A 13,653-nucleotide genomic window follows, 5' to 3' on the forward strand; every position below is an offset into this window, starting at 1 on the left:
CCATGCAAGGCGCATCGCTTCGTCATCAGCCATCCGCACCCGGTCGCAAGCCGGTGCCGCGGGGTGCCAGCCGAATGGTGGCCAAAGAGCCGATGTCGGCGCGCTTGCCGAAAGCCAATTTTGGCTTTCTCAAGAGCCTGTTCTGGCCAGTGATGCTGGTTGCGCTGGGGTTCGGTACGTATGAAGGCGCGCAACGGTTGTTGCCGTATGCCGATCGGCCAATCGCGCGGATCAACGTCCAGGGCGACCTGAGCTACATCAGCCAGCAGGCGGTGCAGCAGCGGATCGCCCCGTTCGTCGCGTCGAGCTTCTTCACCATCGACCTGGCGGGCATGCGCACGGAGCTGGAGCAGATGCCCTGGATCGCCCACGCCGAAGTCCGGCGGGTGTGGCCCGACCAGGTGTCGATTCGCCTGGAAGAACAGCTGCCGGTGGCCCGTTGGGGCGACGAGTCGCTGTTGAACAACCAGGGCCAGGCGTTTACGCCGCGGGAACTGGCCAACTATGAACATTTGCCGCAACTGTTCGGTCCACAGCGGGCCCAGCAGCAAGTCATGCAGCAATACCAGGTGTTGAGCCAGATGTTGCGGCCGTTGGGCTTCTCCATCGCGCGCCTGGAATTGCGTGAGCGCGGCAGTTGGTTCCTGACCACTGGCGCGGGCAGCTCGGGGCCGGGCATCGAGCTGTTGCTCGGTCGCGGCAACCTGGTGGAAAAGATGCGCCGCTTCATCGCCATCTATGACAAGACGCTCAAAGAACAGATTACGAACATTGCGCGCATCGATCTGCGCTACGCCAACGGCCTGGCCGTTGGCTGGCGGGAACCTGTAGCGCCGACGACGGCCGAACCCGCCGTCGCGAAGAATTAAGAAGAGGCAGGACCCATGGCAAACGTGCAAAGCGGGAAAATGATCGTCGGTCTCGATATCGGCACTTCCAAGGTGGTGGCGCTGGTAGGCGAAGTCGCGGACGACGGCACGCTGGTCATCGTCGGGATCGGTACACACCCGTCCCGCGGCTTGAAGAAAGGCGTGGTGGTGAACATCGAGTCCACCGTGCAATCGATCCAGCGCGCCATCGAAGAGGCGCAACTGATGGCCGGTTGCCGGATCCACTCGGCGTTCGTCGGCGTGGCGGGCAATCACATCCGCAGCCTGAACTCCCACGGCATCGTGGCGATTCGTGATCGCGAAGTCAGCTCCGCCGACCTCGAGCGCGTGCTCGACGCGGCCCAGGCCGTGGCGATCCCGGCCGACCAGCGTGTGCTGCACACCCTGCCGCAGGATTACGTGATCGATAACCAGGAAGGCGTGCGCGAGCCCCTGGGCATGTCCGGCGTGCGCCTGGAAGCCAAGGTCCACGTGGTGACCTGTGCGGTGAACGCCGCGCAGAACATCGAGAAATGCGTACGTCGCTGCGGCCTGGAAATCGACGACATCATCCTCGAGCAACTGGCCTCGGCCTACTCGGTGCTGACCGACGACGAGAAAGAGCTGGGCGTGTGCCTGGTGGACATCGGCGGCGGCACCACCGACATCGCGATCTTCACCGAAGGCGCGATCCGCCACACGGCCGTGATCCCGATTGCCGGCGACCAGGTGACCAACGACATCGCCATGGCGTTGCGCACCCCGACCCAGTACGCCGAGGAAATCAAGATCCGCTACGCCTGTGCCCTGGCGAAACTGGCCGGTGCCGGTGAAACCATCAAGGTGCCAAGCGTCGGCGACCGTCCACCGCGCGAACTGTCGCGCCAGGCCCTGGCCGAAGTGGTCGAGCCGCGTTACGACGAGCTGTTCACGCTGATCCAGGCCGAACTGCGTCGCAGTGGCTACGAAGACCTGATCCCGGCCGGCATCGTGCTGACCGGCGGTACCTCGAAGATGGAAGGCGCGGTCGAGCTGGCCGAGGAGATTTTCCACATGCCGGTGCGCCTGGGCGTGCCCCATGGCGTCAAGGGCCTGGATGACGTGGTCCGCAACCCGATCTATTCCACCGGCGTGGGCCTGTTGATGTACGGCCTGCAAAAACAGTCCGACGGGATCTCGTTCTCGGGCATTGGCAGTCGCGACAGCTACAGCAGCGACGAGCCGAAGGCACCGCTGTTCGAGCGTCTCCAGGCTTGGGTCAAGGGCAACTTTTAACAGTTTCAAAGCTTCACGCGGCAGGTTTCAGGCTTGGCGCTGGAAGACGCAGCAAACGCAGTAGGCGAAAAAACTAGAGAATGAAAGGAGAGGGAACATGTTCGAACTCGTAGACAACATCCCCGCTAGCCCGGTTATCAAAGTAATCGGTGTCGGCGGTGGCGGCGGCAACGCTGTCAACCACATGGTCAAGAGCAACATCGAAGGCGTCGAGTTCATCTGCGCCAACACCGATGCTCAAGCGCTGAAAAACATCGGCGCGCGGACCATCCTGCAACTGGGTACCGGCGTGACCAAGGGCCTGGGTGCCGGCGCGAATCCCGAGGTTGGCCGTCAGGCTGCCCTGGAAGACCGCGAGCGCATCGCTGAAGTCCTGGCCGGCACCAACATGGTGTTCATCACCACGGGCATGGGCGGTGGTACCGGTACCGGTGCTGCGCCGATCATTGCCGAAGTGGCCAAGGAAATGGGTATCCTCACCGTTGCGGTGGTGACCCGTCCGTTCCCGTTCGAAGGCCGCAAGCGCATGCAGATCGCCGATGAAGGCATCCGCGCGCTGAGCGAAAGCGTCGACTCGTTGATCACCATCCCCAACGAGAAGCTGCTGACCATCCTGGGTAAAGACGCAAGCCTCTTGTCGGCTTTCGCCAAGGCCGATGACGTGTTGGCCGGTGCCGTTCGCGGTATTTCCGACATCATCAAGCGTCCAGGCATGATCAACGTCGACTTCGCCGACGTACGCACCGTGATGTCCGAAATGGGCATGGCGATGATGGGCACTGGCTGCGCCAGCGGTCCGAACCGTGCGCGCGAAGCCACCGAAGCGGCCATCCGCAACCCGTTGCTCGAAGACGTCAACCTGCAGGGCGCTCGTGGCATCCTGGTGAACATCACCGCCGGTCCGGACTTGTCCTTGGGCGAGTACTCCGACGTGGGTAGCATCATCGAGGCGTTCGCTTCCGACCACGCGATGGTCAAGGTCGGCACCGTGATCGATCCAGACATGCGTGACGAGCTGCACGTGACCGTGGTTGCCACTGGCCTGGGCGCGAAAATCGAGAAACCGATGAAGGTGATCGACAACACCGTGCAGACCGCCATGGCCTCCCAGCCACAGCAGCAAGCCCCCGTTCGTCAGGAACAGCCTGCGGTGAACTACCGTGACCTGGACCGTCCGACCGTCATGCGCAACCAGGCCCAGGCCGGTGCTGCGACTGCCGCGAAGATGAATCCGCAAGACGATCTGGATTACCTGGACATCCCAGCTTTCCTGCGTCGTCAGGCCGATTGATGAAATGTATCAGGGGGATACGGGTGATTGGTGTTCAGCAAAGGTCTGGTCTGCTATTATCGCCAGCCTTTGTTGATACCAGTTCGCAATTTGCGCTGAAGCGGCCCATGCCATGATTAAACAACGCACCCTGAAGAATATTATCCGTGCCACAGGTGTCGGTCTGCACTCCGGCGAGAAGGTCTACCTGACCCTCAAGCCCGCGCCTGTCGACACCGGCATCGTGTTTTGTCGTGCCGACCTCGACCCTGTGGTGCAGATTCCTGCTCGCGCGGAAAACGTTGGTGAAACCACTATGTCGACCACACTGGTCAACGGTGACGTCAAAGTGGACACGGTGGAGCATTTGCTCTCGGCCATGGCTGGCCTGGGCATCGATAACGCCTACGTCGAGCTCTCCGCGTCCGAAGTCCCGATCATGGATGGCAGCGCCGGACCCTTTGTATTCCTGATTCAATCGGCTGGCCTGGAAGAGCAGGACGCAGCCAAGAAGTTCATCCGCATCCTGCGGGAAGTGACAGTGGAAGACGGCGACAAGCGCGCCACTTTCGTCCCTTTCGAGGGTTTCAAGGTGAGCTTCGAGATCGATTTCGATCACCCGGTTTTCCGTGACCGCACCCAGAGTGCAAGCGTGGATTTTTCCAGCACTTCGTTTGTAAAAGAAGTCAGCCGCGCCCGTACCTTTGGTTTCATGAGTGATATCGAGTACCTGCGCAAGCACAACCTCGCACTCGGCGGCAGTGTTGAAAACGCGATCGTGGTCGATTCCGATGGTGTATTGAACGAAGACGGTCTTCGCTATGAAGACGAATTCGTCAAGCACAAGATCCTCGATGCAATCGGCGACCTCTACCTGCTGGGCAATAGCTTGATTGGTGAGTTCAAGGGCTTCAAGTCCGGCCACGCACTGAACAACCAGCTGCTGCGCAAGTTGATTGAGCAGAAAGATGCTTGGGAAGTCGTGACGTTCGAAGACGCCAGCACCGCACCAATTTCTTACATGCGTCCTGTCGCGGCCGTGTAAGCAAAAAACCTCTCTAGTTTTTGAAGGCTGCCTTTGGGTGGCCTTTTTTTATGGTCGCGTTTTGGGTGTGTATATCCATTTCTTCGGCAACGGCTGCTTAGGGTTCCGCCCTTACGGCGGGTCACTTTGGGAAGAGCCGTGTTCCTCCTGTAGGAGCGAGCCTGCTCGCGAAGGGGCCGGTATATCCAACATCACCGCAAACTTACACACCGCCATCGCGAGCAAGCTCGCTCCCACAGTGTTTACCGTTGATCAATCTGTGGCGTGATGGCTGGGAAGCTTTTGTGGCGAGGGAGCTTGCTCCCGCTTGAGTGCGCAGCGCTCATCGCTTTTTTGGGGCCGCTGCGCGACCCAGCGGGAGCAAGCTCCCTCGCCACAGGACCGTGCCGCTCCCAAAACCCTTGTGGGTATCCAACATCACCGGACATCACATCGCACAAACCACACGATTTCGCCCACTGGCCTTCGCCTGGTACAGCGCCTTATCCGCAGCGAACAAAAGTTGCGAAAGCTCACCATATGGCCCATTCAGCCAAGTAGCGATGCCAATACTTACCGTCATGGGTGCTCCCCCCTCGGACACCGGCGGTAATTGTTCAACCGCGTCGCGAATGTTCTGGGCCATGGTAAAGGCGCCCGCAGTGGTGGTCTCCGGCAGAATCACCGAGAACTCTTCACCGCCATAACGCGCCGCCAGGTCGGCGGGGCGTCGCACATGCTGGCCGATCAACTGCGCCAAGGCCCGCAGGGCCTCGTCACCCTGTTGATGACCATGGCGATCGTTGAACGCCTTGAAGTGATCGGCATCGATCATCAACACAGACAACGGTTGACCCGAACGTTGCGCACGCAACCACTCCTGCTGCAACGTTTCGTCCAGGGTTCGCCGGTTGGCCAGGCCTGTGAGGGCGTCGGTAGAGGCCAGTTGTGCCAGTTCCCGTTCGGCATTGTGGCGGCGGCGCAATTCCCGGCGCAGCAGCCAGGTGAGCCAGAGCAAACCGATGCACAGCGCACCGGTGGCGCCACTGACCAGCAATGCCGTGCGCTGCCAGGACGCGAAGACCTCTCGGGAGGAGAGCGCTACCACGACGATCAGTGGCAGGTTGCCTACCTGGGAAAAGGTGTATAGGCGCTGTGTCTGATCGACACTGGATATGCTGGTAAAACTGCCGTTGCCCTCGCGCAGGATACGTACGAAATTCGGTCGGTTGCTGAAGTCCTTGCCAATCATGTCGTCAGCCAGGGGCGGTTCCTGGGCCAGCAGGATTCCATCGCGGCTGACCAGGTTGACCGTCCCATGGCCGATGTTCAGGCTCTTGAACAACTGGCTGAAGTAGTTCAGGCGCATCGCGGCTTCGGCCACGCCCATGAACTCGCCCTGGTCATCGCTCAGTCGATAGCTGAAGCTGATGCGCCAATCCTTGGTGGCACTCCTGGAACGGAACGGGCGGCTGATCATCATGTCCGGAGTCGGGTTTTGGACATGGGACTGGAAATACTCCCGGTCGGCGTAGTTGCCTTTGCGCGGTTCGACCGAGGCGGAGTCGGCGATCACATCGCCCCGCTTGTCGAGCAGCAGGATGTCGCCTTTATAGGGAACGGTGGTGGCGCGGTCGAACAGGGCCAGGTGGCGGATCGTTGGCGAAACGTCTTTCAGGTCGTCGCGTTTTGCCGTGGCGATCAAGCCTTGTAGCGACAGGTCGTAGAGTTCGACGTTGCGCAGCACGTCGGCATCGATCAGTTGCACGATATTGTTCGCCGCGCGTGTGGCCGCCTGCTGGGCCGTTGCGTGTTCGCGAATCAACAGGAACGTCACGATACTCAGGATGGCAATGACAACCAGCGAGCTGGCCAGTACGAGTACCCGTTCCGAACGTATCGAAGACGGGGTGTTGCCGGGTGTCGCACTGCGCGCGCTCATGGTTCCGATGTCTGCATTGTCATAGGGTTGGGATCCGTCCCAAAGGATTGCAAACCGGCAAATGCACCAGATGCTGGCCTTTTGCTGATTGTGCTTGGATCGATGAGAGCGGGCAATCAGTGTTTGCGCAATAACTCGGTAGGAGCTGCCGAAGGCTGCGATCTATTGATTTTGGTCGAGTTGGCTTTCGCCCAGCATTCAGATGGAAAAGATCGAACCTTTAAGCGGTGTCAGGCAGGCAAGCGGATCCCGAACGTGTTGGCGCCCTGGTCGCTGTGCACAAAAACATCGCCACCATGCATCAGTGCGATGGCCTTGACGATGGCCAGCCCCAGCCCATGGTTGGCGCCGCTGTTGCTGCGCGAGGCATCGACGCGATAGAAGCGTTCGAACAGGCGCGGCAGGTGTTCGCCGGCAATCGGGTCGCCGGGGTTGGTGACGGCGAGGCAGATCTGCTCGCCAAGGGCTTCGATGCGCACATCGATCACTTGACCGGGCGCCGTGTGCTGGACGGCGTTGCTCAACAGGTTGATCAGCGCCCGGCGCAGGTGGGCGATCTCGATGTTGGCCTGGGCATCGCCGCTGACCCGGACCTGGACTTGGGCATCTTCCAGAATGAAGTCCAGGTAATCGAGGGTGGTTGCCACCTCGCTGGCCAGGGAGGTGCTGGTCAACTTGGTGGCCTTGCTACCCTGGTCGGCGCTGGCCAGGAACAGCATGTCGTTGATGATCGAGCGCAGCCGCTCCAACTCCTCGAGATTCGATTGCAGCACTTCGAAGTAATGTTCGGCCGAGCGACCACGGGTCAGCGCCACCTGGGTCTGGCCGATCAGGTTGGTCAAGGGCGAGCGCAGTTCATGGGCGACGTCGGCGTTGAACGACTCCAGCCGTGAGTAAGCCTGTTCGACCCGGTCCAGAGTGGCGTTGAAGGAGCTGACGAACTGGTTCAGTTCCGGCGGCAAGGGCGACAGTTGCAAGCGCCCGGACAGGCGGGGCGGGGTCAGGCGTTGGGCTTCATCGGAAAGCTTGATCAGCGGCTTTAGGCCGATGCGCGCGACCCAGTAGCCCAGCAACGAAGCCAGGAGCACGCCGACAAATGCCAGGCTCACCAGAGCCATCAACAGGCGATGCTGGGTCTGGTAGAAGGTCTCGGTGTCGATGCCAATCATGAAGCGCAGCGGCGGGCGTTGGTCCTTGGCCGGGAACTGGCTCACCAGGACTTTCATCGGATAGTGTCGATGGGGCAACGTCAGGTCGCGTTTACCCAGGGGACCTTGGGCAAAGGTGCGGATCTGCCCATCGGGATCGCCGTACTCAAAGCGCGGATCGTCACTGACGATCCAGAAATGGATGCGTTTGTCTTCTTCACCGAGCAACCGCAGCTTGTTGTTGATCTTCACCCAATGTTCAGGCGTGCCGTAGCGGCCAACGGTGGACTCCAGGACACTGTAGCGTGCATCGAGCTCGGCTTCGGGCAACAGGCCCAGGCCCTTGGCGACCTGTTGGTACAAGGCGCCACCGATCAACAGGAACACCAATGCCGCCACCAGCGTGAACAGGCCGCTGAGGCGCAGGGCGATGCTGTCAGGCAATTTCATTGCCGCGATTCTCCAGCACATAACCCATGCCGCGAATGGTGTGCAGCAACTTCTGCTCGAATGGCCCGTCGAGCTTGGCCCGCAAGCGTTTGATTGCCACTTCCACCACGTTGGCGTCACTGTCGAAGTTGATGTCCCAGACCATTTCGGCAATGGCGGTTTTCGAGAGGATTTCACCCTGGCGGCGGGCCAGGACGCTGAGCAGGGAGAACTCCTTGGCCGTCAGGTCCAGGCGCTGGCCGGCGCGTGTGGCCTTGCGGCTGATCAGATCGATCCACAGGTCGGCGATGCTCACCTGCACCGGTTCATGGCCGCCACTGCGGCGGGTCAGGGCTTGCAGGCGGGCCACCAGTTCCAGGAACGAAAAGGGCTTGCCCAGGTAGTCGTCGGCGCCGTCGCGCAGCCCCTTGATGCGGTCCTCGACCCGTTCCCGGGCGGTGAGCATGATCACCGGCGTCTGCTTGCGGGCGCGCAAGGCCCGGAGCACGCCGAAGCCGTCCAGGCCCGGCAGCATCACGTCGAGCACGATCACCGCATAGTCGGTTTCCAGGGCCAGGTGCAGCCCCTCGATGCCGTCCGGCGCCACGTCCACGGTGTAGCCCTGTTCGGTCAGGCCGCGGTGCAGGTAGTCCGCGGTTTTTTCTTCGTCTTCGATGATCAGAACGCGCATGGCTCCGCCTCAGTGGTCTGTGCTTGCCAGCGCCGCCGTCGGCGCCGACCCTGGCTGGTGGGCGGGCCGATGGAACAGGCGCTCGAGCCACAAGTATATGACCGGTGTGGTGAACAGCGTCAGCGCCTGGCTCACCAGCAGGCCGCCCACCACCGCGATGCCCAGGGGCTGGCGCAGTTCCGCGCCGGCGCCGTAGCCGAGCATCAGCGGCAGCGCACCGAGCAGGGCGGCCAGGGTGGTCATCATGATCGGACGGAAGCGTGTCAGGCACGCCTGGAAAATCGCCTCCTGGGGCGCCAGCCCTCTGTTGCGTTGGGCGTCGAGGGCGAAGTCGATCATCAGGATGCCGTTCTTCTTGACGATCCCGATCAGCAGCACCAGCCCGATCAGCGCCATGATCGAAAAGTCCTGGCCCAGCAGCCAGAGCATGATCAGCGCGCCGAGGCCGGCCGAGGGCAGGGTAGAGATGATCGTCAACGGGTGTACGAAACTCTCGTAGAGCACGCCGAGGATGATGTAGACGGCCACCAGCGCGGCGAGGATCAGCCATGGCTGGCTCGCCAGCGAACTTTGGAAAGCCTGGGCCGCGCCCTGGAAATTACCGGTGATGGCGGCGGGCATGCCGATTTCGTTTTTTGCCTGGTCGAGCAGGCGCACCGCGTCTCCCAGGGCCACGCCGGGCGCCAGGTTGAACGACAGGTTGGCGGCCGGGAACATGCCGTCGTGGGCAATGGACAGCGGGCCGTTGCTCGGCGCATCGAAGCGGGCCAGGGCCGAGAGCGGCACCATTTCCCCGCTCAAGGGCGAGCGCAGGTAGAAATATGCCAGGCTTTCGGCCTTGCCCCGCTGCGCGGTGTCGAGCTCCAGAATCACGTTGTACTGGTTGGTCTCGGTCTGGAATTCATTGATCTGCCGCTGGCCGAAGGCGTCGTACAGGGCTTGGTCGACATCGGTGGCGGTGAGGCCGAAACGCGCCGCCGCGCTGCGGTCGATGTTGATGTGGGTAATGCTGCCGCCCAGTTGCAGGTCGTTGGAGATGTCGCGGAACGCCGAGTTGCCGCGCAGCTTGTCGGTGAGTTTTTGCGTCCAGGCGTTGAGGCTCGGCCCGTCGTTGCTCTTGAGCACGTATTGGTACTGGGCGCGACTGGGGCCGGAGCTGAGGTTGATGTCCTGCCCGGCCCTGAGGTACAGCACCACGCCAGGGATTTTCAACAATTGCGGGCGGATCCGGTCGATGAAGCCACTGGCCGACACGTCACGCTCGCCCCGGGGCTTGAGGGCGATCCAGAAGCGGCCGTTGGCGATGGTCTGGTTGTTGCCCGAGACACCGACGGAGTGGGAGAAGGTCTGCACCGCCGGGTCGGCGGCGACGATCTCGGCCAGGGCCTTGTGCTTGGCCACCATGTCCGGGAACGACACATCGGCGGCGGCTTCGCTGGTGCCCAGCACCAGGCCGGTGTCCTGTACCGGGAAGAAGCCCTTGGGAATGAACACATAGCCGACCACTGCCAGTGCGAGGGTCAGGCCGAACACGCCGATCATCAGTTTTTGATGGGCGAGGGCCCGACGCAGGCCGCGCTCGTACCAGCCCAGCAGGCGTTCGCCGAACCCAGGTGCGCCGTGGGCGTGGTGCACCGGGGCACGCATGAACAGCGCGGCCAGGGTCGGCGCCAATGTGAGGGACACCACCACCGAAATCAGGATGGTCGAGGTGGCGGTCAGGGCAAACTCCTTGAACAGACGCCCGACCACGCCGCCCATGAACAGCAGCGGAATGAACGCGGCGATCAGCGAGAAACTGATGGAAACCACGGTGAAGCCAATCTCGCCGGCCCCCTTGATCGCCGCCTCGCGCATGCCATCGCCGGCCTCCAGGTGCCGGTGGATGTTCTCCACCACCACAATCGCATCGTCCACCACGAACCCCACCGAGATGACGATCGCCACCAGGGTCAGGTTGTTCAAGCTGAACCCCATCACGTACATCAGGGCGAAACTGGCGATCAGCGACACCCCCAGCACCGCCGAGACGATCAACGTCGCCGAGAGCTGGCGCAGGAACAACGCCATTACCGCCACCACCAGCAGCACCGCGATCAGCAAGGTGATCTCCACTTCATGCAACGAGGCGCGGATGGTCTGGGTGCGGTCGATCAACACTTTGACCTGCACCGCGGCGGGCAACATCGCTTGCAAGGTGGGCAGGGCCGCCTGGATGCGGTCGACGGTCTCGACGATGTTCGCCCCCGGCTGCCGAAAGATCACCAGGTTGACCCCCGGCTCGTTGTCGGACCAGGCCTGGACGTAGGCGTTTTCCGAGCCGTTGACGACCTTGGCGATGTCCTTGAGCTGTACCGGTGCCCCGTCCCGGTAGGACACGATCAGCTCACCGTACTCCGCAGGCTTGAACAACTGGTCGTTGGTGGACAGGGTGGAAATGCTCGAATCGCCGTACAGGGCGCCCTTGGCCAGGTTGAGGCTGGCCTGCTGGAGCGCCAGACGGATGTCCGCCAGGGTCAGGCCGATGGCGGCGAGCCGGTCAGCCGAGGCCTGGACGCGGATCGCCGGACGCTGTTGGCCGGTGATGTAGATTTGTCCGACGCCGTCGATCTGGCTGATCTGGCGGGCGAGCAGGGTTTCGACGTAGTCGCTCAGTTCGGTGCCGGGCATCAGGCTGGAGCTGATGCTGAGGATCAGCACCGGGCTGTCGGCGGGGTTGACCTTGCGCCAGGTCGGCAGGTTCGGCATGTCGTTGGGCAATTTGCCGGCGGCGGTGTTGATGGCGGCCTGGACTTCCTGGGCGGCGGTGTCGATGCTTTTATCGAGGCTGAATTGCAGGATCAGGTTGGTCGAGCCCAAGGCACTGCTGGACGTCATTTGGGTGATGCCGGGAATGGCGCTGAATTGCACTTCCAGCGGCGTCGCCACCGACGACGCCATGGTTTCGGGGCTGGCCCCGGGCAACTGGGCATTGACCTGGATGGTCGGGAACTCCGCCTCCGGCAACGGCGCGACGGGCAGGCGAGGAAAGGCGATTACCCCCAGCAATACCAGGGCAAATGTCAGCAGTACCGTGGCGATGGGGTGGTCGATGCACCACGCCGAAACCGAGCCGCGGCCCTTCATGGTTGCGGCTCCACAGTCTTGGCCAGGGCGGGCGGATCACTGAGCACCTGGATGTGGCTGCCCGGCTTGAGCCGTGACTGGCCGTCGCTCACCAGTTGGTCGCCGGCGTTGACTCCCTTGATGATGTGCAGGTCGCTGTCCTGGTAAACCATCGTCACCGGCACGCTCTCGACCTTGTCGCCCTTGATCCGGTACACGAAGTGTTGCTCGAGGCCACGCTGGACCACGGTGGGCGGCACCACCAGGGCGTCCTTGTCGATGGCCGTCTGGATTTTCAGCGTCACCAGTTGCCCAGGCCACAGTCGTTGCGCGGCGTTGTTGAATTCGGCCTTGGCCCGCAGGGTTCCGGTGTTGGCGTTGATCTGGTTATCGATGAGGCTCAGGCGCCCCTCGCCGAGCAGTTCCCCGGTGGCGCCATCGGCACCGATGTAAGCCTTGACCAAGGCTTGCTCAGGGGCGGCGATCAACCGTTGCAAGGTCGGCAGCATTTGTTGGGGCAGGGAGAACTCCACCGCGATCGGGTCGATCTGGGTCACCGTGAACAGGCCTTCGGCATCGCTGGTGCGCAGGAAGTTGCCTTCGTCTACGTTGCGAATGCCGACGCGCCCGCTCACCGAGGAGCGGATCTGGGTGTAGGACAGTTGCACCTGTGCCGAGTCGATGGCCGCCTGGTTGCCCTGGGCGGTCGCCTTGAGCTGGTTGACCAGGGCCTGTTGCTGGTCATAGGTCTGCTTCGAGACGCCGTCATCGACGCTCAGCAACTTGTAGCGCTTGAGGTTGACCTGGGCCACCGCCAGCTGCGCCTGGCTCTCGCCGAGCTGGGCCCGGGCCTGGTCGAGGCTGGCGCGGATCGAGCGGTCGTCGATGGTCGCCAGCAGGTCACCCTTCTTGACCAGTTGCCCTTCCTTGACCAGAAGCCGGGTGAGGATGCCGTCGATCTGCGGCCGGATCACCACGCTGTGCAGCGACAGGACCGTGCCGATGCCGCTGGCAAAGCGCGGCACATCCTTTTGCACCACGCTGACGGCCCGTACCGGAACGGCGGCGGGGGCGCCGGGCTTGGCGGCCACGGGCTTGAGCGCATACCAGAGGACGAGGGCCGCCAGGGCGACCAACAGCATGACAAGCAGGACAGTTTTCTTCTGGGTGCGCATGGATATGAAGGGCCGGTTCGGGACGCAGGAGTTTGAGCTTTCTTATATAGCGTTGCGAGCCGGTCAGGAAGGTGACGGCTAACTGACAGGCGTGTCAGTTTTGGCCTGGATTGCTGTCGGACGAATGGATGTTGGGCTTGCTGGCCCCATCGCGAGCAAGCTCGGCTCCCACAGTGGCTCTGTGTTGGATATCAGTTTCGTGCCCACTGAAGATTGAATGTGGGAGCGAGCCTGCTCGTGATGGCGGTGGTTCGTGTTGGATGAAACTGGCCTGCGCGCCGGGATATCGGGCAGGTATACTGCCGCCTTTCGCGGCTTGCCTACCGAGCCCGGCATACTGAATTGTGGCGAGGGAGCTTGCTCCCGCTGGGCTGCGAAGCGGCCCCATCCCTGTGAGCGCTTCGCACTCAAGCGGGAGCAAGCTCCCTCGCCACGGGTTTGTTGTCCTACTCAAGTGAATAATTCAAATGACTTCCTCAATACCATCGCCCGCGGACGAACGCTCGCAAGGCGAACCGTCTGGCCAGACGGACAGCGATGTTTCCAGCAGCGAGGACGTGAAAGCGGCGATCCCCGCCTTCAAATTCCCGTTCAAACCCGGTGAACTGGCTGCGGCCAAGGGCGCCGGCCAGCAGCCGTGGTACAAGAATGGCGCAAAGAATGGCCACACCAAGACTCCGGGCGCCGCGCCTCCTGGAACGCGCCGTTCAATGGGCAAGCGCTGA

10 protein-coding genes are annotated in these 13,653 nt (G+C 62.3%); 5 read left to right on the forward strand and 5 right to left on the reverse strand.

What is annotated here, in order from left to right; genetic code table 11:
• Window positions 1-2 precede the first annotated feature (2 nt).
• The 4 genes from M1D99_RS06040 (at window position 3) to lpxC (ending at window position 4,459) form a co-directional block, all read left to right on the forward strand.
• Complete coding sequence (locus M1D99_RS06040) at window positions 3-869, forward strand: cell division protein FtsQ/DivIB (protein WP_186705128.1); 867 nt, start codon at window positions 3-5, stop codon at window positions 867-869.
• Between the two features lie 15 nt (window positions 870-884).
• Window positions 885-2,144 (forward strand): cell division protein FtsA, encoded by a 1,260-nt coding sequence (ftsA, locus tag M1D99_RS06045; protein ID WP_003205342.1) that lies wholly within the window; start codon window positions 885-887, stop codon window positions 2,142-2,144.
• 97 nt (window positions 2,145-2,241) lie between these two features.
• The gene (gene ftsZ / locus M1D99_RS06050; protein WP_042729563.1) at window positions 2,242-3,435 is read left to right on the forward strand and encodes a cell division protein FtsZ; all 1,194 of its coding nucleotides are present in this window, start codon (window positions 2,242-2,244) and stop codon (window positions 3,433-3,435) included.
• Between the two features lie 112 nt (window positions 3,436-3,547).
• Entirely contained in the window at window positions 3,548-4,459 is a 912-nt protein-coding gene (gene lpxC, locus M1D99_RS06055; protein ID WP_095106092.1) for a UDP-3-O-acyl-N-acetylglucosamine deacetylase, read from the forward strand.
• Between the two features lie 427 nt (window positions 4,460-4,886).
• Here lpxC and M1D99_RS06060 read toward each other — a convergent pair whose 3' ends face one another.
• From M1D99_RS06060 to M1D99_RS06080, 5 genes are all read right to left on the reverse strand, one after another.
• The gene (locus M1D99_RS06060) at window positions 4,887-6,380 is read right to left on the reverse strand and encodes a sensor domain-containing diguanylate cyclase (protein ID WP_411387552.1); all 1,494 of its coding nucleotides are present in this window, start codon (window positions 6,378-6,380) and stop codon (window positions 4,887-4,889) included.
• Window positions 6,381-6,610: 230 nt separating this feature from the next.
• Window positions 6,611-7,978 carry a heavy metal sensor histidine kinase gene (locus tag M1D99_RS06065; RefSeq protein WP_458131512.1) on the reverse strand — a complete coding sequence of 456 codons (1,368 nt, stop codon included), beginning with the start codon at window positions 7,976-7,978 and terminating at the stop codon, window positions 6,611-6,613.
• Window positions 7,965-8,648 carry a heavy metal response regulator transcription factor gene (locus tag M1D99_RS06070; RefSeq protein ID WP_186705131.1) on the reverse strand — a complete coding sequence of 228 codons (684 nt, stop codon included), beginning with the start codon at window positions 8,646-8,648 and terminating at the stop codon, window positions 7,965-7,967. The genes M1D99_RS06065 and M1D99_RS06070 overlap by 14 nt, the downstream gene beginning before the upstream one ends.
• Before the next feature lie 9 nt (window positions 8,649-8,657).
• The gene (locus M1D99_RS06075) at window positions 8,658-11,774 is read right to left on the reverse strand and encodes a multidrug efflux RND transporter permease subunit (RefSeq protein ID WP_458131513.1); all 3,117 of its coding nucleotides are present in this window, start codon (window positions 11,772-11,774) and stop codon (window positions 8,658-8,660) included.
• Complete coding sequence (locus tag M1D99_RS06080) at window positions 11,771-12,928, reverse strand: efflux RND transporter periplasmic adaptor subunit (RefSeq protein ID WP_458131514.1); 1,158 nt, start codon at window positions 12,926-12,928, stop codon at window positions 11,771-11,773. Before M1D99_RS06080 ends, M1D99_RS06075 begins: the two co-directional genes overlap by 4 nt.
• 467 nt (window positions 12,929-13,395) lie before the next feature.
• Between M1D99_RS06080 and M1D99_RS06085 the strand changes: the two genes are divergently transcribed.
• Complete coding sequence (locus tag M1D99_RS06085) at window positions 13,396-13,653, forward strand: hypothetical protein (protein WP_186705134.1); 258 nt, start codon at window positions 13,396-13,398, stop codon at window positions 13,651-13,653.

This window comes from Pseudomonas sp. R3-41, assembly GCF_054161485.1.